Source organism: Micromonospora sp. MA102, from assembly GCF_025460765.1.
Taxonomy (GTDB): domain Bacteria; phylum Actinomycetota; class Actinomycetes; order Mycobacteriales; family Micromonosporaceae; genus Micromonospora; species Micromonospora halotolerans.
Genome location: NZ_JAMWEG010000001.1, coordinates 20002 through 45801 on the forward strand (window position 1 = coordinate 20002; position 25800 = coordinate 45801).

At 74.1% G+C, this 25800-nt stretch carries 27 protein-coding genes; 8 read left to right on the plus strand and 19 right to left on the minus strand.

Going from position 1 to position 25800, the window contains the following annotated elements:
• Positions 1–55: 55 nt before the first annotated feature.
• Complete coding sequence (locus NFX44_RS00090) at positions 56–1636, minus strand: Rieske 2Fe-2S domain-containing protein (protein WP_262281391.1); 1581 nt, start codon at positions 1634–1636, stop codon at positions 56–58.
• A 126-nt stretch (positions 1637–1762) separates the two neighbouring features.
• On the minus strand, positions 1763–2620 hold the full coding sequence (locus NFX44_RS00095; RefSeq protein ID WP_262281392.1) for a tetratricopeptide repeat protein: 858 nt from the start codon (positions 2618–2620) through the stop codon (positions 1763–1765).
• 89 nt (positions 2621–2709) lie between these two features.
• Between NFX44_RS00095 and NFX44_RS00100 the strand changes: the two genes are divergently transcribed.
• Positions 2710–2934, plus strand: coding sequence for a DUF2631 domain-containing protein (locus NFX44_RS00100; RefSeq protein ID WP_262281393.1), 225 nt, complete (start codon positions 2710–2712; stop codon positions 2932–2934).
• A 75-nt stretch (positions 2935–3009) separates the two neighbouring features.
• Here NFX44_RS00100 and NFX44_RS00105 read toward each other — a convergent pair whose 3' ends face one another.
• The 8 genes from NFX44_RS00105 to NFX44_RS00140 form a co-directional block, all read right to left on the minus strand.
• The gene (locus NFX44_RS00105; protein WP_262281394.1) at positions 3010–4125 is read right to left on the minus strand and encodes a DivIVA domain-containing protein; all 1116 of its coding nucleotides are present in this window, start codon (positions 4123–4125) and stop codon (positions 3010–3012) included.
• 29 nt (positions 4126–4154) lie between these two features.
• Positions 4155–5300: a 23S rRNA (adenine(2503)-C(2))-methyltransferase RlmN gene (gene rlmN, locus NFX44_RS00110; RefSeq protein ID WP_262281395.1), complete on the minus strand. Its 1146-nt coding sequence runs from the start codon at positions 5298–5300 to the stop codon at positions 4155–4157.
• A gap of 104 nt (positions 5301–5404) precedes the next feature.
• Entirely contained in the window at positions 5405–6808 is a 1404-nt protein-coding gene (locus NFX44_RS00115; RefSeq protein ID WP_262281396.1) for a phosphatidate cytidylyltransferase, read from the minus strand.
• A gap of 255 nt (positions 6809–7063) precedes the next feature.
• Positions 7064–7621 (minus strand): ribosome recycling factor, encoded by a 558-nt coding sequence (frr, locus tag NFX44_RS00120; protein WP_262281397.1) that lies wholly within the window; start codon positions 7619–7621, stop codon positions 7064–7066.
• An 87-nt stretch (positions 7622–7708) separates the two neighbouring features.
• The gene (gene pyrH, locus NFX44_RS00125) at positions 7709–8476 is read right to left on the minus strand and encodes a UMP kinase (RefSeq protein WP_091268664.1); all 768 of its coding nucleotides are present in this window, start codon (positions 8474–8476) and stop codon (positions 7709–7711) included.
• Positions 8477–8640: 164 nt separating this feature from the next.
• Positions 8641–9468: a translation elongation factor Ts gene (tsf, locus tag NFX44_RS00130; protein WP_107079213.1), complete on the minus strand. Its 828-nt coding sequence runs from the start codon at positions 9466–9468 to the stop codon at positions 8641–8643.
• A gap of 134 nt (positions 9469–9602) precedes the next feature.
• The gene (gene rpsB / locus NFX44_RS00135; RefSeq protein WP_262281398.1) at positions 9603–10487 is read right to left on the minus strand and encodes a 30S ribosomal protein S2; all 885 of its coding nucleotides are present in this window, start codon (positions 10485–10487) and stop codon (positions 9603–9605) included.
• 334 nt (positions 10488–10821) lie between these two features.
• On the minus strand, positions 10822–11835 hold the full coding sequence (locus NFX44_RS00140; protein ID WP_262281399.1) for a hypothetical protein: 1014 nt from the start codon (positions 11833–11835) through the stop codon (positions 10822–10824).
• A gap of 230 nt (positions 11836–12065) precedes the next feature.
• Between NFX44_RS00140 and NFX44_RS00145 the strand changes: the two genes are divergently transcribed.
• The 3 genes from NFX44_RS00145 to NFX44_RS00155 are packed head-to-tail and all read left to right on the plus strand — an operon-like array spanning position 12066 to position 15183.
• Positions 12066–12425, plus strand: a complete 360-nt coding sequence (locus NFX44_RS00145; protein WP_262281400.1) for a YraN family protein — start codon at positions 12066–12068, stop codon at positions 12423–12425.
• 2 nt (positions 12426–12427) lie between these two features.
• Positions 12428–13948, plus strand: a complete 1521-nt coding sequence (locus NFX44_RS00150; RefSeq protein WP_262281401.1) for a YifB family Mg chelatase-like AAA ATPase — start codon at positions 12428–12430, stop codon at positions 13946–13948.
• Positions 13945–15183 carry a DNA-processing protein DprA gene (locus NFX44_RS00155; RefSeq protein ID WP_262281402.1) on the plus strand — a complete coding sequence of 413 codons (1239 nt, stop codon included), beginning with the start codon at positions 13945–13947 and terminating at the stop codon, positions 15181–15183. The genes NFX44_RS00150 and NFX44_RS00155 overlap by 4 nt, the downstream gene beginning before the upstream one ends.
• Positions 15184–15207: 24 nt before the next feature.
• On the opposite strand, the gene NFX44_RS00160 is transcribed toward NFX44_RS00155, so the two are convergent.
• Complete coding sequence (locus tag NFX44_RS00160; protein WP_262281403.1) at positions 15208–15549, minus strand: hypothetical protein; 342 nt, start codon at positions 15547–15549, stop codon at positions 15208–15210.
• Positions 15550–16044: 495 nt separating this feature from the next.
• Between NFX44_RS00160 and NFX44_RS00165 the strand changes: the two genes are divergently transcribed.
• Together NFX44_RS00165 and NFX44_RS00170 are read left to right on the plus strand one after the other, a co-directional pair.
• Positions 16045–17100, plus strand: coding sequence for a tyrosine recombinase XerC (locus NFX44_RS00165; protein WP_262281404.1), 1056 nt, complete (start codon positions 16045–16047; stop codon positions 17098–17100).
• A gap of 97 nt (positions 17101–17197) precedes the next feature.
• Complete coding sequence (locus NFX44_RS00170; RefSeq protein WP_262281405.1) at positions 17198–18376, plus strand: aminotransferase class V-fold PLP-dependent enzyme; 1179 nt, start codon at positions 17198–17200, stop codon at positions 18374–18376.
• On the opposite strand, the gene NFX44_RS00175 is transcribed toward NFX44_RS00170, so the two are convergent.
• A complete protein-coding gene (locus NFX44_RS00175) occupies positions 18310–19035 on the minus strand; it encodes a M23 family metallopeptidase (RefSeq protein ID WP_262281979.1) in 726 nt (241 codons plus the stop codon). The two genes, NFX44_RS00170 and NFX44_RS00175, sit on opposite strands and share 67 nt — an antisense overlap.
• Positions 19036–19231: 196 nt before the next feature.
• On the opposite strand from NFX44_RS00175, the gene NFX44_RS00180 reads away from it, so the two are divergent.
• Together NFX44_RS00180 and NFX44_RS00185 are read left to right on the plus strand one after the other, a co-directional pair.
• Positions 19232–19882 (plus strand): methyltransferase domain-containing protein, encoded by a 651-nt coding sequence (locus NFX44_RS00180; protein ID WP_262281406.1) that lies wholly within the window; start codon positions 19232–19234, stop codon positions 19880–19882.
• A gap of 20 nt (positions 19883–19902) precedes the next feature.
• The gene (locus NFX44_RS00185) at positions 19903–21009 is read left to right on the plus strand and encodes a sulfite oxidase (RefSeq protein ID WP_262281407.1); all 1107 of its coding nucleotides are present in this window, start codon (positions 19903–19905) and stop codon (positions 21007–21009) included.
• A gap of 57 nt (positions 21010–21066) precedes the next feature.
• Here NFX44_RS00185 and NFX44_RS00190 read toward each other — a convergent pair whose 3' ends face one another.
• From NFX44_RS00190 to trmD, 7 genes are all read right to left on the minus strand, one after another.
• Positions 21067–21390 carry a DUF2469 domain-containing protein gene (locus tag NFX44_RS00190; protein WP_007075222.1) on the minus strand — a complete coding sequence of 108 codons (324 nt, stop codon included), beginning with the start codon at positions 21388–21390 and terminating at the stop codon, positions 21067–21069.
• Positions 21387–22247, minus strand: coding sequence for a ribonuclease HII (locus NFX44_RS00195; RefSeq protein WP_262281408.1), 861 nt, complete (start codon positions 22245–22247; stop codon positions 21387–21389). Before NFX44_RS00195 ends, NFX44_RS00190 begins: the two co-directional genes overlap by 4 nt.
• Positions 22241–22708 carry an NUDIX hydrolase gene (locus tag NFX44_RS00200; RefSeq protein WP_262281409.1) on the minus strand — a complete coding sequence of 156 codons (468 nt, stop codon included), beginning with the start codon at positions 22706–22708 and terminating at the stop codon, positions 22241–22243. Before NFX44_RS00200 ends, NFX44_RS00195 begins: the two co-directional genes overlap by 7 nt.
• 88 nt (positions 22709–22796) lie before the next feature.
• On the minus strand, positions 22797–23429 hold the full coding sequence (gene lepB / locus NFX44_RS00205; protein ID WP_262281410.1) for a signal peptidase I: 633 nt from the start codon (positions 23427–23429) through the stop codon (positions 22797–22799).
• Complete coding sequence (gene lepB / locus NFX44_RS00210) at positions 23426–24304, minus strand: signal peptidase I (RefSeq protein ID WP_262281411.1); 879 nt, start codon at positions 24302–24304, stop codon at positions 23426–23428. Before lepB (NFX44_RS00210) ends, lepB (NFX44_RS00205) begins: the two co-directional genes overlap by 4 nt.
• Before the next feature lie 193 nt (positions 24305–24497).
• Positions 24498–24857 (minus strand): 50S ribosomal protein L19, encoded by a 360-nt coding sequence (rplS, locus tag NFX44_RS00215; protein ID WP_262281412.1) that lies wholly within the window; start codon positions 24855–24857, stop codon positions 24498–24500.
• A 143-nt stretch (positions 24858–25000) separates the two neighbouring features.
• Positions 25001–25789, minus strand: coding sequence for a tRNA (guanosine(37)-N1)-methyltransferase TrmD (gene trmD / locus NFX44_RS00220; protein ID WP_262281413.1), 789 nt, complete (start codon positions 25787–25789; stop codon positions 25001–25003).
• Positions 25790–25800 lie beyond the last annotated feature (11 nt).

A 25800-nucleotide genomic window follows, 5' to 3' on the forward strand; every position in this document is an offset into this window, starting at 1 on the left:
GCCGCCCCCTTCTGACCTGATGGTCACCCGGCGGGGGCGGCGGGCGGGGGAAAACTCAGCTGATCGCCTCGCCGGCGGGCGCCGGGGTCTCCGCGTCGGCGCGGTGCGCGCGGATCTTGTGGCCGACGCTGGTGAGGCAGCGGCCGCTCGCCATGTCGAACTTCCACCCGTGCAGCTGGCAGGTGAGCTGGTCGCCCTCCACGATGCCGAACCGGCTCAGGTCCGCCTTCAGGTGCGGGCAGCGGCGCTGCACCACCCAGCCGTCGAGGGTGATGTCCTCGGCGTCGACGGCCCGCTCGTGCTCGTCGTACCAGCCCTCGGCGTACTGGAGGCGCTCCTCCGAGAGGCACTTGAAGAACGCGTAGACGAACTCGTTGTACTGGCCGATCCGGGCCGCCGAGAACCGGCAGGAGAGGAAGAGCGAGTTGACCCAGTCGATCTCGCCGATGTGCAGCAGGTGCTCGACCAGGGCCCGCTCGGTGCGGAACCGGTAGCGGACCTTCTCGTCCGCGTACGGCCGGACCTCCTTGCCCGGGAAGTCCACCACGATGGATTCGACGCTCTCACCGTCGTAGCCCACGAGGTCGAAGCGGACCGGACCGCCGACACCCTTGGCCAGGTAGATCGACTCGTCCAGCAGCGGCTCGATCCGGCGCTTCATCTCGCCGAGCACGTCCACCTCGGGGTGCCGCCAGGACGCCTTCTCGGCCTCGATGATCGGGCGCTTGCGCTCCCGCATCTCCTCCAGGTGGGCGCGCTTGTTCGCGAAGAACTCCTCGACGGGCACCGGGTGGGTGGTGGTCGCGCCCTCGGTGGTGACCTCCGCGACGCTGCCCGGCAGCAGGACGATGCCGTTGGTCCCGCCGACCTTGGCGTACTCGGACAAAAACACCGACTGGTCGGGGAAGATGTTCCCCTCGTCGCCGAAGACGTCGTTGAACTGGAACAGCTCGTCGTCGAGGAAGCAGGGCGGGCCCGCGATCGGGAAGACGTGGTCGGCCTTCAGGTCGTCGATGTAGCGCCAGGTGCGGTCGAACTGCCGCTCCCGCTTCTGCTTGCCGAACGCGGCCTTCGCCGCCTGGGGCAGCTCGTAGACCATCGGGTACCAGATCGCGCCGGAGAACTGGAGCAGGTGCGCGTGCACGTGGCCCAGCTCGGCGAAGACGGTCAGGTCGGTCGGCCGGGCGTCGTTCTGGTTGAGCAGCCGGACCCCGTCGTACTCCACCCAGAGCGAGGAGTCGCCGATCGGGCCGTCGGTCGGGCTGGTCAACGCCTGGATCATGATCTTCAGGCCGCCGGGCAGCTCCACGACCTGCTCGTTCGGGGCCTTGAGGAACTTGGTGAAGCCCAGCTCCCGCAGCTCGTCCTCCATCTCCGAGGTGGGGAACTCGGGGAGCAGGACGGTGGCGTCCTTGGAGATGTGATCCCGCAGGTGCCTGGCGTCGAAGTGGTCCCGGTGCAGGTGCGACACGTACAGGTAGTCGCACTGGCCGAGGGTCGCCCAGTCGAGCTGGGAGTTGTCCGGGAAGGGGAACCAGGAGGCGAAGTAGGCGGGATTGACCCACGGGTCGCACAGGATGCTGCCCGCGGCCGTGTCGATCCGCATGCTGGCATGGCCCGTACCGGTCACTCGCACCGCAATCCCCCTCGAAAAGACATCAGGCGTACGTCACGACGCTACCGGAGGCAGTGTGGTCACCGTTCCGCGACGCCGGTAGTGGCCTTCCGCCCCGGCCGGGCGGGTCCAACGGCCCGGGACGGGTCAGTCCTCGACCGTCCCGGTCCAGTTCCGCTCCTGCGGGGCCGCCGCGCACCAGGCATCCATCAGCCCGGCGACACGGTCCACCGGCGCCGCGAGGTGCACCCGCTGCCCGCCGGCGACCTGGTGGTCGCGGTCCTGGTGCACGGTTCCCTCGCTGCAGCAGGCGCAGACGACCCGGACGCCGCTGGCCGGCTCCGCCGCGTAACCGTGCTCGTCGAACAGCGCGGCCAGCGCGCGGACGTCCTCCGGCGTGCCGGCGACCACCTGCACGGTGGTGGTCGGCAGCTCCGAGGGACGGAACAGCAGCAGCTCGTCGAAGACCGGGTAGGTCCGGCCGTCCACCGTCCGCTCGCCGTTGGGCGCGCCGTCGTGCACCACGACCTCGCCGAACCGCCGGCCGGACTCCGGGGTCGGCACGTTCAGCACCCGGGCCCGGGTGGGGCAGAGCCGTCGGGCCCAGACCACCTCGCCGCCGTTCAGACGGATCGGGGTGGTGCCGAAGTCCGCCTCGATCTCGCCTTCGCCGGCCGGGACCTCCAGCCCGTACCCCGACCAGGCGTAGCGCGCCGTCGACCAGTCCTCCATGATCGTCGCCGCGATGCCCAGGTTCCAGAACGCCGGGTCCTGGCTACCGGGCGTCGACCGGCCGGCCGCCTCCCGCCCCAGGTCGTACGCCTTCGCCCAGTTCCGCAGGAACTTGTGCGCGAGCGCGGCGTTGTACCACCACGACTCGGCCGCCGGGATGTCCGGGTACCGGCGGGCCAGGCGCTCCCACAGCTCCCCGGCGACCGGCCAGTCCTCGGCGTCCCACGCCTGCTGGGCCCGCTTGTACAGCTCGCGGTCGTCCTCGCGGGTCACGTGTCCCCCATCCGGTCGGACCCCGCACCGGGGCCGCCACGGGGCGTGCCAGACTAACCGGAGATCCGATCGCGAGGGAAGGACCGACAGTGGCAGGAAGCGAGCCGGTAACCGCGCCCGACCAGCACCGGCCGGGGCACCGCAAGTCCGGACGGATCGGCGCGGTGCTGTCGGCGGCGGTGTTGGTGCTCATGGCGCTCTGCGGCAACCACGAGGGCAACGTCGAGAACATCTGGCTGTTCGGCCTCGCGGCGCTGCTGCTGGCCATCGTCATCGGCGACGCCGTGCTGCGCCGCAACGGCCTGCGGTCCTGACCGGCCCGCACTCGGCCGGTACGCACGAGGGCCCGCCCCCGATCGGGGACGGGCCCTTCGTCGTCGTCGGCGGGCTCAGCGCCCGAGCAGGATGTCCTGCACGTCCTTGAGGGCGGCGTCGACCTCGGCCTCGAAGTAGCCGCCGGGCACCAGCCCGAAGCGCAGCGTGTCCAGATCCTTCGGGTTCACCGGCATCTGGTTGCGGCCCTGCATGCCGCCGAGCAGCGTCTCGAAGAACCGGTCGACCTGGTCCGGGTCGTACCCGCTGCCGAACCGGCGCACCTGGAAGCTGCGGCGGATCTGGTCCACCCGGTAGAGGTCGCTGCCGGGCGGGCCGGCCATCGGCGGGCCCACCATCGGCGGGCCACCGACCGGCGGGCCGGCCATCGGCGGGCCGGGCATGCCGGGGCCGCCGCCGTAGCCCTGGTCCGGGGCGCCGTAACCCGGGTCCGGGCCGTAGCCCTGGTCCGGGCCGTAGCCCTGTTGCGGCAGCTGCGGCGGGCCGGCCGGGCCACGACCGCGCGGGTCACGCAGGTCCCGCTCCGGCATCCGGAACTCGGCGGTCATGTCGGCGTGGCCGTGCCGGCCGGCCTCGAAGCCGTCGAAGCGCTGCTCGTCCTGGCCGTAGCCGCCCGGGCCGGGGGGCAGACCACGGGAGGGCGGGCCGCCGTGCCCCATCGGGGCGCCCGGACCCATCGGGCCGGGACCGCCCGGGCCGCGGGGTGCGTCGTAGCCGCCGCGCGGGCCGTCGTACCCGCCGGCGAAGGCGCCGGTCGGCTCGTCGTAGCGGTTGCCGTAACGGTCGGCGGGCGGGCCGGCCTGCGCGGGCATCGGCCGGGGCGGCATCGGGGGCTGCGGCACCGGGGAGAGACCACGGTCGTCGCGCATCGGCGGGCCCAGCCGGTCGGCCATCCGGGGATCGCCACCGCGCCCGCCGGGGGCGCCACCGCGCTCCTCCAGCTCGGCGAGCTGCCGCTCGACCCGGTCCAGGTGCAGGTCGACCTGCCACTCGTCGTAGCCGTTGAAGCGGACCCGGAAGACGACGTCGTGGACCTCCTGGGAGGCCACGGGCGCGCCGACCGGCTGGCCGGCGAGTGTCGCCTCCACCCGGTCCAGGAAAGCGTCCACCTCGTCGACCTTGTATCCCCGGCGGAGCGCCTTACGCCGGAAACGCTGACCCTGACTCGCCACTATGTCTCCTGGTCTCTACCGCTACGCCGTCACGCCGTTGCGGCGCGTGGGTCGCTGTCCCTGTCCTCGGCGGCGGCGAGCTGCCCACACGCCCCGTCGATCTCGCGACCCCGGGTGTCCCGCACCGTGGTGGACACCCCGGCGTCGCGCAACCGCCGGACGAACTCCCGCTCGACCGGCTTCGGGCTGGCGTCCCAGCGGCTGCCCGGAGTCGGGTTGAGCGGGATCAGGTTCACGTGGGCCAGCTTGCCGGCCAGCAGCCGCCCGAGCAGATCGGCTCTCCACGGCTGGTCGTTCACGTCCTTGATCATCGCGTACTCGATGGACACGCGACGCCCCGTCGTGTCCGCGTAGTCCCACGCCGCGTCCAGCACCTCGGACACCTTCCAGCGCTGGTTGACCGGCACGAGTTCGTCGCGCAGCTCATCATCGGGGGCGTGCAGCGACAACGCAAGGGTCACTGAGAGGTCTTCGCTGGCCAGTCGGCGGATGGCCGGAACCAGCCCGACCGTGGAAACGGTGATGTGCCGCTGGGACAGGCCGAGCCCCTCCGGGGCCGGGGCGACCAGCCGGCGGATCGCCGCCACCACCCGCGCGTAGTTGGCCAGCGGCTCGCCCATGCCCATGAACACCACGTGCGACAGGCGCGGCGGGGAGCCGGCCACCGCCCCCGAGGCGGCCACGCCGGCCAGGTAGACGGCCTGGTCGACGATCTCGGCGGTGGAGAGGTTGCGGGTCAGCCCGGCCTGGCCGGTGGCGCAGAACGGGCAGGCCATGCCGCAGCCCGCCTGGCTGGAGATGCAGACGGTGACCCGGTCCGGGTAGCCCATCAGCACGCTCTCCACCAGCGAGCCGTCGTGCAGCCGCCAGAGCGCCTTGCGCGTGGCGCCGTCGTCGCAGGCCATCTCGCGCACCGGGTTGAGCAGGGTCGGCAGCAGCGTGCCCGCCAACCGCTCACGGGTCGCCGCCGGCAGGTCGGTCATCTGCGCCGGGTCGCGGACCAGACGGCCGAAGTAGTGGTTCGAGACCTGCTTGGCGCGGAACGCCGGCTCCCCCAGCTCGGTGACGAGCGCCTGCCGGCCCGGCAGGTCCAGGTCGGCGAGGTGACGGGGTGGCATCGCGGGCCGGCGGCCGCGGGCGTCGGGGTCTACGGAGATCAGCGGGAGGCTCGTCATGGCGCGTCCAGTCTGACACGCCGAACGGAGGACGCACCTGTCCGTGGGTGCCGAATCGACCCCGGCCGGCCGGCCGGGACGACGCCACCCGCGTGATTCACGCCTCAGCCCGCCATCGGCACGAAGATCGCCAACAGCAGGTAGGCGGTCGGCACCGCGAACAGGATCGAGTCGAGGCGGTCCATCAGGCCGCCGTGGCCGGGGAGCAGGTTGCTCATGTCCTTGACCCCGAGGTCGCGCTTGATCATGGACTCGGCGAGATCGCCGAGCACCGCCGCGCCGGAGATCGCCATCCCGAAGAGCGCGCCCCACCAGGGGGCCACGTCGAGCAGCAGCCAGAGCAGCAGGGCGCTGCCCGCGGCCGCCGCGATCACCGAGCCGGCGAAGCCCTCCCAGGACTTCTTCGGGCTGATCGTGGGGGCCATCGGGTGCTTGCCGAAGGCGACACCGGCCGCGTACCCGCCGGTGTCGGAGAGCACCACGGCGACCAGGGTGACCAGCACCCGCAGGTGACCGTCGTCGGGGGCGGCCGCCAGCATCGCCACGAAGCCGCCGAGGAAGGGCACGTAGACCGCGATCAGGGTGGCCGCGGTGAGATCCCGCTGGTAGTTGCCCGGGCCGTCGCCCAGCCGCCAGATCATCGTGCCCAGCACGGTGACCAGCAGGCCGAGGCAGAGCGCGTCCGGGCCGGCGAACCAGGCCAGCCCCACGGTGATCACGCCACCGGCGACCAGCGGCACCAGCGGCGGGTGGGCACCGCTGCGGCGGACCGCGCGGGCCATCTCCCAGGAGCCGATCGCCACCGCGGCGGCGATCACGGCGAGGAACGCGGGCAGGTAGAAGAAGAGCGGCACCACGATGGCCGCGCCGAGGGCCAGCCCGACGCCGATCGCGGCCGGCAGGTTGCGGCCCGCCCGGGACGCCTTCGGCTGGACGGTCGGCGGGCGGTCCGCGCCGGCCCGGCGCCGGCCCTTCGACCGGCGGGCCGGCGGCGGCTCCGGCTCCGGTCCGGGCTCGTCGCGCACCACCGGCAGGTGGCTGGTCGGCTCGTCGCGTACCGGAGCGATCTGGGCCGTCGGGTACTCCTCGTCGGGCCGGTCGTAGCTCCGGCCCCGCGGGGTCGCGTCGTAGCGGTCCCTCGGGTCGGTGCCCCGGCCCCGGTCGTGGTCCCACAGGTCCCGGTCCGCGGTCCCGTAACCGCCGGGGCCGGTGTCCCGGCGGCCGGCGCCCGCGTGGCCCGGGCCGCGGGGGGCCGGCTCGTCACGCCAGCCGCGCTCGGTGGCCGGCGGTCCGTCGTACGGCCGGCGGCCACGCGGCGCGTCGTAGCCGTCATCGGGTCGGGCGTACGGGTCGGCGACGGGCCGGCCGGGCGGGCGCGCGTACGCCTCCGGGCCGGCATCCGGGCGGCGCCAGGGCCCGGGCTCGAGGTCGGTTTCCGGCCAGGGCAGCGGGGCCGGGCGGTCCCAGCCGCGCGGCTCGGCGTTGCCGTAGGGGTCGGGGTGGGACATCACGCACCGGCAGGCGGTACGGGAGCCACCACATGACGCAAGACCAAGACCATCCCCTACAGCCGCGAGCAGTTCCGGTTGACCGGCCCGACGGCCGGCCGACTCCCGCCGTTCACCCGGGGGTGGGTGGGAATCGTGCCGAGCCTACTGCACCCGGGAAGCCCGCACGGCGGACGTGGGCCGGCACGACGACGGCACCGGGCCGCCACCCGTGACGGGCGGCGGCACACCGGTGCCGTGGCGGTACGCGGGCGCTCAGACCTCGAGCAGCTCGTTCTCCTTGTGCTTGACCAGCTCGTCGACGCTGGCGACGAAGCGCTGGGTCAGGTCGTCCAGCTCCTTCTCCGCACGCCGGCCCTCGTCCTCGCCGACCTCGCCGTCCTTGACCAGGCGGTCCAGCTCTTCCTTGCCCTTGCGGCGGATGTTGCGGACGGCCACCTTGGCCTCCTCGCCCTTGTGCCGGGCGACCTTGATCATCTCGCGGCGCCGCTCCTCGGTCATCTGCGGGAGCAGGATGCGCAGCTGGTTGCCCTCGTTGTTCGGGTTGACCCCGAGATCCGAATCGCGGATCGCCTTTTCCATGGCGTTGATCTGCGAGTTGTCGTACGGCTTGATGATCACCATGCGCGGCTCCGGCACGGCGATGGACGCCATCTGCGGCAGCGGGGTCGGGCTGCCGTAGTAGTCGATGACGATCCGGGAGAACATGGCGGCGTTGGCGCGACCGGTGCGGATCCCGCCGAACTCCTCCTTGGCGTGCTCGATGGCCCGCTCCATCTTCTCCTCTGCCTCGAGGAGGGTGTCGTCGATCACCGGTCTCCTCGCCTCCTTCTGTCGCTCGTCGTGGGCTGTGCTGGTGCTGCTGTTGTCGGAGGACCGCTGCCGGACCGGCGGCGCCGGTCAGGCGGTGATCAGCGTGCCGATCTTCTCACCGCCGACGGCACGGACGATCGTGTCGTCGCCCTGGGCGCCGAAGACCAGCATCGGCAGGCCGTTCTCCATGCAGAGGCTGAACGCCGCGGCGTCGGCCACCCGCAGGTTGCGGCGCAGCACCTCGGAGAAGGTGATCGAGTCGAGCTTGCTCGCCGTCGGGTCGATCCGGGGGTCCGCGGTGTAGACGGCGTCCACACCGTTCTTGCTCATCAGCACCACGTCGGCGCGAATCTCCAGCGCCCGCTGGGCGGCCACCGTGTCGGTGGAGAAGTAGGGCATCCCGGCGCCCGCGCCGAAGATGACCACCCGGCCCTTCTCCAGGTGCCGGATCGCCCGCAGCGGGATGTACGGCTCGGCGACCTGGGCCATGGTGATGGCGCTCTGCACCCGGGTCTCGATGCCCTCCTTCTCCAGGAAGTCCTGGAGGGCGAGGCAGTTCATCACCGTGCCCAGCATGCCCATGTAGTCGGCGCGGGCCCGGTCCATGCCCCGCTTCTGCAGCTCGGCGCCGCGGAAGAAGTTGCCGCCACCGACCACCACCGAGACCTGCACGCCGCGGCGCACCACGGTGGCGATCTGCCGGGCGATGGCCTGCACGACGTCGGGGTCGACGCCGATCGCGCCGCCGCCGAAGACCTCGCCGGAGAGCTTCAGCACCACCCGGCGGGCCCGACCGGGCGGCGGGGCGGTCGGGTCATCCGCCGCCAGGCTCCGGTCACTCACAACCTGCGTCATCCGACCCGCCCCTTCCGTCGCGCACCTCGTGGGCGCCGCGTACCGCGTACCTGCCGCTGCCGACCCTATGTGACGAGGAGGCCGCGGTGCCTGTCACGTACACCGGCGGCCTCCTCGTCGAAGTTTTCCCTGCGCCCGGGCGCGTCAAGCGCCCGTGCGGCGGCTCAGGCCTGGCCGACCTCGAACCGCACGAAGCGGGTCACCTCGATGCCGGCGTCGGCCAGCAGCTGCTTCACCGTCTTCTTGTTGTCGGCGACCGACGCCTGCTCCAGCAGGACGAAGTCCTTGAAGAAGGCGTTGACCCGGCCCTCGACGATCTTCGGCAGCGCCGCCTCGGGCTTGTTCTCCTCGCGGGCGGTCTGCTCGGCGATGCGCCGCTCCGACTCGACGGTCTCGGCCGGGACCTCGTCGCGGGTCAGGTACTTCGGCCGCATGGCGGCGATCTGCATGGCCACGCCGCGGGCGTCCGCGTCACCGGCCTCGTCAGCCTTGCCCGAGTACTGCACGAGCACGCCGACCGCCGGGGGCAGGTCCTGGCTCTTGCGGTGCAGGTAGACCGCGGTGGTGCCGTCGAGCTTGGCGAAGCGGTTGAGCACCAGCTTCTCGCCGATCTTGGCGGACTGCTCCTGGATCAGGTCGGCCACGCTCTTGCCGTCGATGGTGCTGGCGAGCAGCTCCTCGGCGTTGGTCGCGCCGCTGGCCACACCGTGCTCGACCAGCTGCTGGGCCAGCGCGATGAAGGCGTCGTTCTTGGCGACGAAGTCGGTCTCGCAGTTGAGCTCGAGCAGCGCCTGGCCGGCGTGGGCGATGAGGCCGTTGGCGGCCGTGCGACCGGCCCGCTTGCCGACGTCCTTGGCGCCCTTGACGCGCAGGATCTCGATGGCCTTGTCGAAGTCGCCCTCGGCCTCGGTCAGCGCCTTCTTGGAGTCCATCATGCCGGCGCCGGTGAGGTCGCGGAGCTTCTTGACGTCCGCGGCGGTGAAGTTGGACATGACTCTCTCTTCGGTGTTTGAGACTGCGTTCGAATGTCTGGCTGCCGGTTACCCGGATCCGGGCCGGTTCTGCCCGGCGTACCCGTCGCGCCCCACCGACCGCGAAAACGGACGGTGGGGACGCGACGGCGAGATCACTCCGCGGTGGCGGTCGCGGGCTGCTCGGCGGTCGCCGGCTGCTCGGCGGTCGCGGGCTGCTCGGCGGCGGCCGCCGGCTGCTCGTCGGCCTTCTTCGGCTCCTCGAGCAGCTCGCGCTCCCACTCGGCCAGCGGCTCGTCGGCGCCGACCTGGCCCGGCTCCGGCTTCTCGTCGCCGCCACGGCCACGGCCGGAGCGGGCGATCAGACCGTCGGCCACGGCGGCGGCGACGACCTTGGTCAGCAGCTCGGCCGAGCGGATCGCGTCGTCGTTGCCCGGGATCGGGAAGTCGACCTCGTCCGGGTCGCAGTTGGTGTCGAGCACGGCGATCACCGGGATGCCCAGCTTGCGGGCCTCGTCGACGGCGATGTGCTCCTTCTTGGTGTCGACGATCCAGACCGCGGCCGGGAGCTTCTGCATGTCGCGGAGGCCACCGAGGGTCTTGGTCAGCTTCACCTTCTCGCGGGAGAGCTGCAGCGTCTCCTTCTTGGTGTAACCGGCGGCGGTGCCGCTCAGGTCACCCAGGGCCTCCAGCTCCTTCATCCGCTGCAGCCGCTTGTACACCGTCTGGAAGTTGGTCAGCATGCCGCCGAGCCAGCGGTGGTTCACGTACGGCTGGCCGACCCGGGTCGCCTGCTCGGCGATGGCCTCCTGGGCCTGCTTCTTGGTGCCGACGAAGAGGATGCTGCCGCCCCCGGCCACCGTGGTGCGCACGAACTCGTACGCCTTCTCGATGTAGTCGAGGGTCTGGCGCAGGTCGATGATGTAGATACCGTTGCGCTCGGTGAAGATGAAGCGCTTCATCTTCGGGTTCCAGCGCCGGGTCTGGTGCCCGAAGTGGACACCGCTCTCCAGCAGCTGACGCATGGTCACGACGGCCATGGTGGGTACTCCCTGTTTGTCCCTGGTTGTCCCGTCCGGCCGGCGGCCGGACGCCTGGCGCCCGGTCGCCGGCCATGGTGGGCCCGACCAGAATCGGGACCAGGGAGGCCGCCGCCCCACGAGATCCGTGGAGAGGGCGCGCGAGGTCGACCGCGCAAGGCGGTCGCCAGTCGACCAGTGTACGCCCCTTCCCCGCCCCCCGGTCCCGGGGTTCGGGAACGCCCATCCGGTCCCTTTTCGGGCGGGCTCCCGTGCGGCGCGCCCTGCCGCCGCGGGCCGCCAGGCCGGGCCGCCGGGCCGGAACGCCGGGTACCCGCCCGGCCGCCCGGGTCGGTCAGCGGGCGGCGAGGGCGGCGGCCAGGAAGAGCACCAGTCCGACGGTCAGGTAGGCGGTCGGCGGGCGGAGCCAGCCGCGGCTGCCGTCGGCGAGCGCCAGCCCGCCGGTGCGCAGCCCGTACAGGCCGGTGCCGAAGATCGGCAACCCGACCACCAGGAACGTGCCCACCACGACGTGCGAGGTGGAGACCGGGTCACCGACCAGGCCGCGCAGCAGCACCCGCAGCGCGGGGACCTCCAGGACCAGCACCATTACCGCGAGCAGCACCGCGAGGGCCGGGCGGCGGGTCCGGTAGACGCCGTCGCCGGGCGGCGGGCCGTCGAGCCGGGGCGCGACCGACGGCATGGGGCCGGTCGGCATCTCCAGCGGGTGCGGCATCGGCGCGACCGTCGCCTCCGGCACGGGGCCGCCCGGGCGCTCGCCGACGATCAACGGGGTCGCCCCGCCGGGGCTGGGCCGGTCCCCCACGATGATCGGCGTCGGGCCGGCCGGGGCCGGCCCGGCCGGACGGGCCGACTCGACGACCGGGTAGCCGCCCGCCGGGCCGGAACGCAACGGGTCGGCGGAGTCGCGGGCCGGGTAGCCGCCCACCGGGTCGGGACGCAGCGGGTCGGCGGTGCGTTCGGCGGCGAGCGGACCGGCGGACTCGCGGGCCGGGTAGCCCCCCACCGGGTCGGGACGCAGCGGGTCGGCGGTGCGGTCCGCGCCGAGCGGGTCGACGGACTCGCGGGCCGCCCGCCGGCCGCCGCGCTCCCCCGGCAGCTCGCCGGAGGTCTCCACCGGGTCGTCCAGCCGGTGCGGCCGCCAGCTGCCCGTGTCGTCGCCCAGCGGGTCGGCGGACCCGAACCGGGCCGGGTCGCCGTACCGGTCCTCGCCCGTGCGCTGCTCCGGCGCCGGGAAGTCGTCGTCGCGGTAGCGCGGTTCGCCGGTGGCGCGCCAGTCCGGCTCGTACCCGCGGTCGCTCCAGTGCGACCCCTGCTGATCGTCGGGAAAGCTCCGTCGTCCGTCCACGACCGGCACGGTATGCGACCGGCACCACGCGCGCCATTCGGGCCCCTCGGCGCATCGCCGCTGGTCACGGACGACATAGCCGGTCATCACGGGCACTCCGCGCACCGGGCGGCCCGCGTGGCCTACCACAGCGGCAGCATGATCGTGCGTCCGTCCACAGGGTCCCCCGCCGTCCACAGGCCGCCCCGCCCGGGACCCACCGCCGGTGCGCCCGCCGCACGCTGGCCGGCATGACGAAGCGGAACCAGGCCGTCGGGGCGTACGGCGAGCGGTGCGCGGTCCGGCACCTGATCGAGGCGGGGCTGCGCCCGGTCGCCCGGAACTGGCGGTGCCCCGAGGGGGAGATCGACATCATCGCCTGGGAGGGGCCGGTGCTCGCCTTCTGCGAGGTGAAGACCCGGCGTACGGAGGACTTCGGCAGTCCGGCCGAGGCGGTGGTGCGGGCCAAGGCGCGCCGGCTGCGCGGGCTGGCGGCGCGCTGGCTCGCCGCGACGGGCACCACCGCCGAGGAGGTCCGCTTCGACGTCCTGGCGGTCCGGCTCCCGGTCGCCGGGCCGGCCCGGGTCGAGCACCTGAGGGGCGCGTTCTGACCATGAGCTACGCCAAGGTGCTCTGCGTCGGCCTGGTCGGGATGGCCGGGCACGTGGTCGAGGTGGAGGCCGACCTGGCCCCCGGCCTGCCCGGCGTGGTGATCTCGGGCCTGCCCGACACCGCGCTGCACGAGGCCCGGGACCGGGTCCGCGCGGCCATCGTCAACTCGGGCCAGAAATGGCCGAACCGCCGGATCACCCTCAACCTGCTGCCGGCCACCCTGCCGAAGTACGGCTCCGCCTTCGACCTGGCCATCGCCGTGGCGGTGCTCGGCGGCTCGGGTGAGCTGCCGCTGGTCCCGCTGGACGCCACGGTGGTCCTCGGCGAGCTGGGCCTCGACGGCACGGTCCGCCCGGTACGCGGCGTGCTGCCGATGGTGGCCGCCGCGGCACGGGCCGGGTTCACCCAGGTCGTGGTGCCGGCCGGCAACGCCGCCGAGGCGGCGGTGATCCCCGGCGTCCACGTCCGCGCCGTCGACACCCTGCACCGGCTGGTCGCCTTCGTCCGGGACGGCTCGCCGCTGCTCGCCCCGCCGGCCGACGCGCCCGCTCCGGTGACCGGCGGGCCGGATCTCGCCGACGTCTCGGGGCAGCGGCTCGGCCGCCGGGCGCTGGAGGTGGCGGCGGCCGGCGGGCACCACCTGGCGCTGCTCGGCCCACCGGGCGCCGGCAAGACCATGCTCGCCGAGCGGCTGCCGTCGCTCCTGCCGGAGCTCGACGACGACGCCGCCCTGGAGGTCACCGCCCTGCACTCGATCGCCGGCCTGCTGCCGCCCGGCGGCCGGCTGCTCCGCCGGCCCCCGTTCCAGGCCCCACACCACACCGCCACGGTGCCGGCGCTGGTGGGCGGCGGGTCCGGGCTGGCCCGGCCCGGGGCGGTGTCGCTGGCCCACCGGGGCGTCCTCTTCCTCGACGAGGCCGCCGAGTTCAGCAAGGGGGCGCTGGAGGCGTTGCGCCAGCCGCTGGAGAACGGCCGGGTCCAGGTCGCCCGATCGCAGGGCTCCACCGAATACCCGGCCCGCACGCAGCTGGTGCTGGCCGCCAACCCGTGCCCCTGCGCGAAGCCGTCGGGCGACGTCGACTGCGAGTGCACCCCACTGGCCCGGCGGCGTTATCTGGGCCGGCTCTCCGGCCCCCTGCTCGACCGGGTCGACGTGCAGGTGCGGCTGCCCCCGGTCCGCGCGGCGGAGCTGATGCAGACCGGCACCCCCAACGAGTCGTCCGCGACGGTCGCGGCCCGGGTCGCCGAAGCGCGCCGGGCCGCCGCCGACCGCTGGGCCTCGACCGGCCGGCGGCTCAACGCCGAGATCCCCGGCCCGTACCTGCGCCGGCCACCGTGGCGCCTGCCCGGGCGGGACACCGGGGAGCTGCGGAAGCGGCTCGACACGGGCTCTCTGTCGGCACGCGGCTTCGACCGGGTCATCCGGCTCGCCTGGACCATCGCCGACCTGGACGGGCGGGGCCGCCCCGACGGCGGGGACATCGCGGAGGCCATCCAACTGAGGACGGGAGAGGGCGCATGAGCGGCACCGAGGAACGCCTGCTGGCGCGGGTGGCGTTGACCTGGCTCGCCGAGCCGGGCACCTGGTCGGTGCACCGGCTGGTCGACCAGCTCGGCCCGGTCGCGGCACTCGACCTGCTCCTGGACGGCGGCGCGCCGGACTCGGCGCTCCGGTCCGCCGTGGCGGCCCGCTCCGCCGCCGCTGACGCGCGAGCGGTGGCGGAGCAGGCGCTGCGCCGCACCGAGCGGCTCGGCGCGCGGATGGTGACCCCCGAGGACGGGGAGTGGCCGGCCCGGGTGGCGGACCTGCGGGCGCTCCAGCTGTCCGGGACCGGCCGCCGGGTCGACCTGGAGACCGCCCCACCGCTCTGCTTCTGGGTACGCGGGGCGTGGCCGCTGGGCGAGGCGTTGGCGCGATCGGTCGCCGTGGTGGGCGCCCGGGCGGCTACCCCGTACGGCACGCACGTCGCCACCGAGCTGGGCTACGGGCTGGCCGACCGGGGCTGGACGGTGGTCTCCGGCGGGGCGTTCGGCATCGACTCCGCCGCGCACCGCGGCGCGCTGACCGCCGGCGGGCTCACGGTCGCCGTGCTGGCCTGCGGGCTGGACCGCCCGTACCCGATGGGCAACGCCGCGCTGTTCGACCGGATCGCCGAGAGTGGCCTGCTCCTGAGCGAGTGGATGCCCGGGGCGGAACCGCTGCGGCCCCGGTTCCTCATCCGCAACCGGGTGATCGCGGCGGCGACCGTGGGCACGGTGCTGGTGGAGGCGTCGGCCCGCAGCGGCGCCACCCAGACCCTCAACCGCGCGATCGGCGTGGGGCGGCCGGCGATGGTGGTGCCGGGGCCGGTCACCTCGGCCATGTCGGTGGGCGCGCACGAGGTCCTCCGGGAGCAGCCGAACGCCCGGCTCGTGACCGGCACCGCCCATGTGCTGGAGGAGGTGGGTCGGATCGGGTACGACCTGGCACCGCCCGCCCGCGCGCCGGAGCGCCCCCGGGACCGGCTCGACGACGAGGCGGCCCAGGTGCTGGAGGCGCTGCCCCGGAGGAAGGCGATCGACCTGGAGCGCGTCGCGGCGCGCGCCGGGGTGGACCTGCGTACCGCGATGCGCAAGCTCTCCATGTTGGAGGAACTGGCCATGGTGGTGCGCCGCGACGACGGCTACGCCCTCGCGCCGCCTCCGGAGCGCGGGACCGGGCATGGCCGGGCGCCGACGGGCGTCGGCCCGGGTCCGTCCGCCGCTTCGCGGGGCTGACCCGGTCCGAGCCGGTCCGTGCGCTCAGTCGCCCTCGAACCGGATCTCGGCGTCGCGGCTGCTCAGGCAGCGCCGGGCCAGAAGGGCCAGCCGGCGGACCTGGTCGACCTCCGCCGGCACCCGGGCCACCTCGGCCAGGCAGCGCAGCTCGGCCAGCAGTTGCGGCACCGCCTCGACGTCCACCACCAGCTCGCCGAGCGGGTCGACCCGGTCCAGCAGCGGCGTGCGGCCGCCGCCCCGTACCCGCTTGAGCAGGTCCAGCAGGACATCCTGCGGGTCCGCCACCACCTCGGTCGAGACGTACGACGGCCGGCGGCGAACGGGCCCGGCCCGGACCTGCCGGTAGAGGACGGCATCCACCCCCACGCTCGGTCCCTCCTCCCACCGGCGTCGCCACCCCGGGGACGCCCGTTCCGATCGGTCTCGCGAATCACCCTTCCGCGCCGCCACCACGCCGGACGCCCTCAGCGCCCGGCCGCCCGCCGTGACGGGGTGTCGGCACCCGTGGGCAACGCCGCCGTCGGCCCGTCGCGACCCGGGAACGTTGCCACTGTCCTGTTCGTAGGAACAGTTTCCCCTGTCCAGGCCCAGGTCAGCCACCCCGAACGGCGCGCCGCGCCGCATCCGCCCCGGTTTCCGGCGCGCTGCCGATCGGACCGCCCGCCGGACCCCGCCGGCCGTCGACGTACTCCCGCACCGAGGCGTCGGTCGGCCGGCACCGCCCGCCGGTCGGCCGCCGGGACGGCGGTCGGCCCGCACCGCCCCGCGCCCGTACCCTGAACAGGTGTCCCCTGACCGCCCGTCCACCGCGCCGGAGCGCCCCGGGTGCCCCCGGCGCCGGCGAGTCCGCCGGAGTCCCCGATGACGGACCGGCGGCGGGGCACGCGGGCGGTCCACGAGGCGCTCCCGGCCCCGATGCGGGAGGCGGTGGACGACTTCGCCGACCACCTGGCCCGGGTGCGCAACCGGTCCGCGCACACCGTGCGGGCGTACGTGACGGACCTCGTCTCGCTGCTCGACCACGCGGTGCGGATGGGTTGCACCGACCTGTCGGAGCTGGACCTCACCGTGCTGCGGAGCTGGCTCGCGAAGCAGCGGACGGTGGGCGCGGCCCGGACCTCGCTGGCCCGGCGGGCCGCCGCCGCCCGCACGTTCAGCGCCTGGGCGCACCGGGCCGGCCTGCTGGCCGGCGACGTGGCCGCGCCGCTGGCCAGTCCCCGGGCGCACCGCGAGCTGCCCACCGTCCTGCGGGCCGACCAGGCCGCCGCGCTCATGGACGCCCCGGACCGGAGCCGGACCCCGGCGCCGACCGACGCCGGACGCCCCCGGGACGGGGACGACACCCGGCCCGGGAAAGGAGACGCCACACCGACCCGGGACCGGGGCGACGCGCCGCCCGGCAGCGAGCCCGATCCGGTGCTGCTGCGGGACCGCCTGCTGCTCGAACTGCTCTACGGCACCGGGGTGCGGATCAGCGAGGCCTGCGGCCTGGATGTCACCGACGTCGACCAGGGCCGCCGGGTGGTACGCGTGCTCGGCAAGGGCGGGCGCGAACGGGCCGTGCCCTACGGGGTACCCGCGCAGCGGGCCCTGGACGCCTGGCTCACCCAGGGCCGGCCTGCCCTGGCGGCCCCTCGCTCGGACCGCGCGCTGCTGCTCGGGGCCCGGGGCGGCCGGCTCAACCCCACCACGGCCCGCCGGATCGTCGCCGGGTACGCCGAGGCCGCCGGCCTACCGCGGGTGACCCCGCACGGGCTGCGGCACTCGGCCGCCACCCACCTGCTGGAGGGCGGCGCGGACCTGCGCGCCGTGCAGGAGCTGCTGGGGCACTCCTCGCTGGCCAGCACCCAGATATACACCCACGTGTCGGTGGAGCGGCTGCGGGCGGCGTACCGGCAGGCACATCCGCGAGCCTGACCTCGCAGCGGCGACCCGGGCCGGCCGACGGACGGCGTGGGCCCGCGGCTGGGCGGAAGCGGCGGGCTGATGATCCACGGCGGGCTACGATCGCCCGATGACGGTCCCGCAGCCGCCCGAGCCGATCCCCGGGGCTCGGCTGCTCTTCTCCCTCGACCCGTCGGTCAGCCACCTCAACCACGGATCGTTCGGCGCCGTCCCGATCGCCGTGCAGCGCGCCCAGCAGCGCCTGCGCGACGAGATGGAGGCCAACCCGCTCCGCTTCTTCACCCAGGGTCTGGTGGACCGGATCGCCCACACCCGGCGGCACCTGGCCACCTTCCTCGGCGCGGATCCGGAGGGCACGGCCCTGGTCGGCAACGCCACCACGGGCGCCGCCATCGTGCTCCAGTCCCTCGGGCTGGGCCCCGGCGACGAGGTGGTGACCACCGACCACGGGTACGCGGTGGGCTTCTCGGTGGACCGGGAGTGCGCCCGGACCGGGGCGGTGTCGCGGGCGCTGCCCGTGCCGCTGACCGCCACCGACGAGGAGGTGGTGGAGATCGTCCGGGCCGGGCTGCGTCCGGGTCGGACCAGGCTGCTGATCGTCGACCAGATCACCTCGCCGACGGCCCGGCTCTTCCCGACCGCGGCCATCGTCGGGGTGGCCCGGGAGCACGGGGTGCCGGTGCTGGTCGACGCCGCGCACGCCCCGGGCATGCTGCCGACCACGGTCGCCTCGGTCGGCGCCGACTTCTGGGTCGGCAACCTGCACAAGTGGGCGTACGCGCCGCGCGGCACCGCCGCGCTCGTGGTGGCCGAGCGGTGGCGGGAGCGGATCCAACCGCTGGTCGTCTCCTGGGAGCAGGGCAGCGGTTTCCCCACCCGGGTGGAGTGGCAGGCGACCCTCGACTACACCGGCTGGCTGGCCGCCCCGGTCGGCCTGTTCACGCTGCGCAGCCTCGGCCTGGACCGGGTACGGGCGCACAACGCGGCGCTGGCCGCGTACGGGCAACGGGTGGTCGGGGACGCGCTCGGGGTGGCGCCGGCCGACCTGCCGGAGCCCGGCGGACCCACGGTCGCCATGCGGCTGATCCCGCTGCCGCCCGGCCTCGCCACGACGATGGACGCGGCGCGGGACCTGCGGGCCCGGATCGCGGACCGGCTCGCGGTCGAGGTGTCGATGGCCGCCTGGAACGGTCGCGGTTACCTGCGCCTGTGCGGCCAGGTCTACAACACGCCGGACGAGTACGACCGGCTGGCCGTCCGACTGCCCACGCTGCTCGCCCAGGCCTGACCGGCGGGCCCGGCGGGCGGCGGGTCGAGCGGGAGCAGCCGGACCGGGCCGAGCCCGAGCAGGGCGAGCGGATCCAGGTACTCCTCGCCCCGGCGCAGCCCCCAGTGCAGGCACGCCGCCGCCACGCAGCCGGGATGCCCCGCGGTCAGCAGGCCGATCGCGGCGCCGGCGGCGACGCGGGCGCCGGCCGCCGGGCCGGGGAGGACCGGCTCGTAGGTGGTGCGCAGCCCGTTGGCGTGCCCGACGGTGACGACCGGCCGTCCGGCCACCATGCCGGCGAAGAGGACCACCCCGGCGCCCGCCGAGCGGACCCCGACGCCCGGCCTGGCGGCCAGGTCCACGCCCCGGTGCCCGGGCAGCCAGGGCTCGGGCGGCGGGTCGAAGCGGCGCGCGACGCGCGGCGTGCCGGCCAGCGGCCAGCGGAACCGCCCCGCCGGCACTCCGGCCGCGGGCGCTCCGGACCGGGCCGGCGACGGCACCGCGACAGGCCGCGCCACCGCACCCGCCCCCGTGCCGGAGGACCGCGGCACCGCAGGCGGCCGGCCCACCGCCACCACACCGGCACCGGCACCGGCACCGGCACCGGACGGTGACACGGCAGGCGGCCCGGCCACCGCCACCACGCCGGCACCGGCCGGCGCCGGACGGGAAACCGGCAGGGTCGAGGCCACGAGCAGCACGATCACGAGGGCCGCGCGGCCCCGGTTCGACAGGTTCGACACACCACGGCACTCTGCCGGCCCCCGCACCACCCCGCGACCACACGGCAACCCCACTGTGGACGGCACCCCGCCTGTGGACACGCCCCCACCGTCGGGACGGATCTGCTACCGGCGTGCCGCCTATGCTGGCCGCGTGACGAAGGACTGGTACGCCTGGCACACCGACTACGACCAGCCCGATTCCTCCCTGTCGCGGCGGCTCGCCGAGGTGCGGGACCGCATCGCCGAGGCGCTGGACGGCGCGCCGCCCGGTCCGCTGCGGGCGATCAGCCTCTGCGCCGGGCAGGGGCGGGACCTGATCCCGGTGCTCGCCGACCATCCGCGTGGCCGGGACGTGACGGCCCGCCTCGTGGAGCTGGACCCCCGCAACGCCGAGGTGGCCCGGCGGGCCGCCGCCGAGGCGGGACTGACCGGCGTGGAGGTGGTCGTCGGGGACGCCGCGTCGACCGACCGGTACGCCGACCTCGTGCCGGCGGACCTCGTCCTGGTCTGCGGCATCTTCGGGAACGTCACCGACGCCGACATCCGGGCCACCGTGCGGCACTGCGCCTCGCTCTGCGCCACCGGCGGCACGGTCTTCTGGACCCGGCACCGTGGCGAACCGGACCTGGTGCCCGCCATCTGCGACTGGTTCGCCGAGGAGGGCTTCACGCCGGTCGCGGTCACCAGCCCGGCGGATCGGGTCGGCGTCGGCGTGCACCGCTTCGGCGGCCGGCCCCGCCCGCTGGAGCGGGGCGCGGCGATGTTCGAGTTCATCGGCTACGACCGTCTCACCCACCCCTGACCAGGCCGAGGAGCAGCGAGATGACCACCGTGGACGATGTGAGCCGGCCCTCCCGGGTCGCCGGCCCGGACGAGGCGATCAGCGCCGAGGAACTCCAGTTGGCCGCGCGCAACCACGGCATCCCGCTGGAGGCGCTGCGCTACGACGTGACCCCGGCCGGGCTGCACTACCTGCTCATCCACTACGACATCCCGGATGTCGACCCGGCGGCGCACGCGCTGACCGTGGGCGGCGCGGTCGCGCGTCCGCTCCGCCTCGACCTGGCGGCGCTGCGGGAGCGGCCCCGGGTCACCCACCGGGTGACGCTGGAGTGCGCGGGGAACGGCCGGGCGCTGCTGAGCCCCCGCCCGGTCAGCCAGCCGTGGCTGGTGGAGGCGGTGGGCAACGCCGAGTGGACCGGCACCCCGCTGGCCCCGCTGCTCCGCGAGGCCGGGCTGGCGGCCGACGCGGTGGACGTGGTCTTCACCGGCGCGGACCACGGGGTGGAACGCGGCGTCGAGCAGGACTACCAGCGGGCGCTGCCGGTCGCGGACGCGCTGCGCGAGGAGGTGCTGCTGGCGTACGAGATGAACGGTGCTCCCCTGCTGCCGCAGCATGGTGCGCCGCTGCGGCTGATCGTGCCCGGCTGGTACGGCATGGCGCACGTCAAGTGGCTGCGCGACATCCGGGTGCTGACCGAGCCGTTCGACGGCTACCAGAACGCGGTGGCGTACCGGCTGCGGCAGGACGCCGACGACCCGGGCGTGCCGGTGACCCGGATCGAGCCCCGCGCGCTGGTCCGCCCGCCGGGCTTTCCGGACTTCATGTCGCGCACCCGGGTGCTGCGGCCGGGGCCGTGCACGGTGGACGGTCGGGCCTGGTCGGGGCACGCGCCGGTGACGGCCGTCGAGGTGACCTTCGACGGCGGCACGACGTGGGTGCCGGCGACCCTGGACGAGCCCACCGGGGGCGAGTGGGCGTGGCGGCGGTGGCAGGTGTCGTGGCGGGCGACGCCGGGGCGGCACGTGCTGGGCGCCCGGGCGGTCGACGCCTCCGGGCGGACCCAGCCGGTGGAGCAGCCGTGGAACCGGGGCGGGTTCGCGAACAACCTGGTGCAGCGGGTCGAGGTGGTCGTGCTGGCGGAGTGATCCGCCTCGGGCGGTCGGCCGGGCCTTCGGGCCCGCCGGCCGCGGGGACGGCTGGCGTCAGCCGCCGAATCCGGAATCTGCGGGAAGCGAGATGTCGGGCTTTTCGAGCTCTTCCACATTGACGTCCTTGAACGTCATTACGCGGACATTCTTGACGAAACGGGCGGGGCGGTACATGTCCCACACCCAGGCATCGTGCATCTCGACCTCGAAGTAGACCTCGCCGTCCGAGTTACGCACGTGCAGGTCGACCTGGTTCGCCAGGTAGAAGCGGCGCTCGGTCTCCACCACGTAGGAGAATTGGCGGACAATGTCGCGGTACTCCCGGTAGAGCTGCAGCTCCATCTCGGTTTCGTACTTCTCGAGATCTTCCGCGCTCATCGCACTCCGCCTTCCATGACCACATCTTCCCCCACCGACGCCGGAGGTCGCGGCTGCTCGCCCAACGCCACGCCGACGGTACCCCCTGCCGCGTCGGAGCGCTCCATCGGCTCGTCCGGACCGTCGTCGAACGCCCCGTCCGGGCCGCCGAAGAGCACCTCGTCCGGGCTGCCGGCAGCCGGCCGGCGGGACCGGGGCGGCCGGCCGTCCCGGCCCGAGACGGTGGCCACGTTCACGTACGAGAAGCGGTGTTCCCGGCACGGCCCCCGCTCGCGCAGCGCGGCGCTGTGCTCGGGAGTGATGTAGCCCTTGTGCTCGGCGAAGCCGTAGCCCGGGTGCCGCTCGTCCAGTTCCACCATGATCCGGTCCCGGGTGACCTTGGCGAGCACGCTCGCCGCCGCCACGCAGGCGGCCACCCGGTCCCCCTTCCAGACCGCCAGACCGGGCACGTCCAGCCCGTCCACGCCGAAGCCGTCGGTCAGCACGTATTCCGGGCGCGTGGTCAACGAGGCGAGCGCCCGGCGCATGGCGGCCAGGTTGCACACGTGCAGCCCGCGCGCGTCGACCTCCTCGGCGGGGATGATCACCACCGCGTACGCCAGGGCCCGCGCCACGACCTCCTCGTAGACCCGTTCCCGGGCCGTCGGGGTGAGCAGCTTGGAGTCGGCCAGCTCGTCGATCTCGCCGCGCCGCCCCTCAGGCAGCACCGCGGCGGCGGCCACCAGCGGCCCGGCGCAGGCTCCCCGGCCCGCCTCGTCGGCACCGGCCACGTGCCGGAAGCCGCGCCGTTGCAGCGCCCGCTCCAACGCGTAGAGGCCGCCGTCACGGCGCACCACAGTGCGCGGCGGGGTCAGCACGGGACGCCCCCGGCGAGCGCCCGGGCGAGCCGGTCCGCCAGGTCCGGCGGGTAGTGGCGCTCGGTCGTGGCGGCCAGCTCACTGGCCGACCACCAGCGGTGGCCGTGCACGCTGGCCTGCTCGACCTCGTCGAAGCCGGCCGTGTCGACCTCCCAGGTCGGCACCCGGTACAGGAAGAACTCCTGCTCCTGCCGGTACCAGACCCCGTCGAAAGGGAACTCGACCGTCTCCGTCCAGACCGGGGCGCCCAGCTCGGCCGGGGCGAGCCGCAGCCCGGTCTCCTCGGCCAGCTCCCGCGCCGCGCCCTCGGCCGGGCTCTCCCCCGGGTCGAGGCCGCCGCCGGGGGTGAACCAGTAGCGGTGATCCGGCCGGGCCGGGTCACTGCCCTCGAACAGCAGCACCCGGTCGGACGCGTCGACGAGCAGCACCCGGGCCGCGCGACGAGGGGTGTAGACGGTCACCGCACAAGCCTGCCAGACGCCTCCGACGAACGCCCACGCCCTCCGGCTCTCCGGGGGGCGGGCGTGGTCATCGGGGCGGGCCGACAAGTCAGGGGTTGGGGATGCCGTCGAACTGGTCCGGCACGCTGAGCCAGGTCGCCCGGCCGACCGGCCAGAAAATCGTGAAGGCCCGCCCGATCACCTGGTCCTCCGGGATGGTGGCCTCGGTGATGTCCTCGCCGGACTGCTGCCAGTGCTCCAGCGAGTCCCCCGAGGCCTCCCGGTGGTCGCCCATCACCCAGAGCCGGTCCTTCGGCACGGTGATGTCGAAATCCTGGTCGGCGGGCTTGTTGCCGGGGAAGATGAACGGCTCGTCGATCGGCTTGCCGTTGATGATCAACCGCTCCTGCGGGCCGGTGCGGTCGCAGCAGACCACGTGGTCCCCGCCGACCCCGATCACGCGCTTGATGAAGTCCTCGCCCTGCGGGTTGCCGCTCCACTCGGTGGGGGCCTTGAACACGATCACCTCACCGCGGTGCGGCGAGCGGAAGTCGTACACCAGCTTGTTGACCAGCACCCGATCGTCGATCATGAGGGTGTTCTCCATGGACGGCGAGGGGATGAAGAAGGTCTGCAGCACGAAGGCACGAACCAGCACTGCGACCAGGATCGCCACGCCCAGGAGGATGGGCAGCTCCTTCCAGAAGGAACTGCGCGGCTTCTCGGTCTGCTCGTCAATCACGGGTGGAGCCTACGTCCCCGCCCCCGGCGCAGTCGCCCCGAACGCGCGAGAACGGAGAGCGCGGCCGTGACCGGGAGGATCAGCACGACGCCGCCCACCGGGTCGGGATCCACCGGGGCCGGCCTGGCCGGCGCGGCGTTCGGCTGCGGCAGGTCGTCGAAGGTGTCCGGGACCGGCAGCGTGGTCCAGCGCTGGGACGGCCAGACGATCATGAAGGCCCGGCCGACCACGTTGTCGATCGGCACCGGGCCCTGGCACCGGGCGTCCTGGGAGACCAGCCGGTGGTCGCCCATCACGAAGATCTGCCCCGGCGGCACGACGATCTCGGTGAACTGCCGGGAGCGGCACTCCTTCGGGTTCGGCGGCAGCTCGACCGGCGAGTCCTCGGAGACGTAGCCCTGCTCCTCCAGCGGCACGCCGTTGACCACGACCCGGCCCTTGTCGCAGCACCACACCCGGTCACCGGGCACCCCGATGACCCGCTTGATGAAGTCCTTCTCGCCCGGGCGGCTGACGCCGACCAGGTCACCGAGCGTGCGGCCGACCTTGCCGGCGAAGTTGGTCGGCGGCGCGGGGGCCTCCTGGGCGACCCACCGGTCAGTGCCCCGGAACACGACCACCTCGCCGCGGACCGGGTCGCGGACGTCGTAGACGACCTTGTTGACCAGCACCCGGTCGCCGACGAGCAGGGTGTTCTCCATCGACCCGGACGGGATGAAGAACGCCTGGAGCAGGAAGGTGCGGATCAGCACCGCGAGGCAGAAGGCGACGACGAGGAGGAGGGGCAGCTCCTGCCACAGCGGCATCTGCCGGCGGGTGCGCCGCCGTCGGCGCCATGGGTCGACGGTGCCGTCCTCGTCAAGCATCTGCACCATGCCACTCTCCGGTCCGCGGAAACGACACTACCGCCCGGGAGTCTCCTGTAGAGACCCCACGGGCGGTAGTGGACCGCTGTGACACCGCGTCGAGTGGGCGCGGTGCGCCGTCCCCCGGCGCCCGTACGACCAGGGTAATGCGCTCCGGTCGATACGACATCCGCACAGGTCAGGCGGCGTGGCGAGGGGAAATTCAGCTCGCCGGCTGCTTCTCGCGCAGCTCCTTGATCTTGGCCTTCTTGCCCCGCAGCTCACGCAGGTAGTAGAGCTTGGCGCGCCGCACGTCGCCGCGGGTCACGACCTCGATCCGGTCGAGGGCCGGGCTGTTCAGCGGGTAGGTGCGCTCCACACCCACGCCGAAGCTGATCTTGCGAACCGAGAAGGTCTCGCGGAGACCGTCACCCTGGCGGCGGATGACGACGCCCTGGAAGATCTGGACCCGGGACCGGTTGCCCTCGACGACCCGCGCGTGCACCTTCACGGTGTCACCGGCGCGGAAGTCGGGCAGGTCAACGCGCTTCGACTGGGCGTCAAGGGCGTCCAGGATGTTCATCGCTGCGTCCTCGTGAGGCTCACGGCGCATCGTCAGTCGATGCGCGGATGGGTGATTCTGACCCCCGGGTGGTGGCCGGCGACGCCGACCCCGGTCGAGGGTCCTCGCTTCCGTCCACGGCGTGGACGGAAGCGGCAACCCCTCTACTTTGCCACATCACCCGGCCGGGGCTGAAATCCACCCCGGTCCAGGGCCGCCCGGTCCCGCTTGTCCAGGCTCTCCGGCGGCAGCGCGGAGATCATGTCGGGGCGGCGGGCCGCCGTCCGCAGCAGCGCCTCGTCGCGCCGCCAGCGGGCGATCCTCCCGTGGTCGCCGGAGCGGAGCACCTCGGGCACCTCGTGCCCGCGCCACTCCGCCGGCTTCGTGTACATGGGGGCTTCCAGCAGCCCGTGGGCGTGCGACTCCTCGTCCAGCGAGCCGGCGTTGCCGAGCACCCCGGGCAGCAGCCGGGTGACCGCCTCCAGGATGACCAGCACGGCCACCTCGCCGCCGAAGAGCACGTAGTCGCCCAGCGAGACCTCGGTCACCCGCATCCGGGTCGCCGCGTGGTCGAGCACCCGCTGGTCGATGCCCTCGTAGCGGCCGCAGGCGAACAGCAGGTGCGACTCGGCGGCCAGCTCGTGTGCCGTGGCCTGGGTGAACGGGACGCCGGCCGGCGACGGGACGAGCAGCCGGGGCAGGGTGTGCCCGTCCGGGCTCAGCTCGTCGGGGGCCAGGGCGTCGAGGGCCTCGCCCCACGGCTCCGGCCGCATCACCATGCCGGGACCGCCGCCGTAGGGGGTGTCGTCGACCGTGCGGTGCACGTCGTGGGTCCAGGTCCGCAGATCGTGTACGGCCAGCCGCAGCGTGCCGCCCGCCCGGGCCTTGCCGATCAGCGACAGGTCCAGCGGGGCGAAGTACTCGGGGAAGATCGACACGATGTCGACGCGCATGAGGGGGTGGC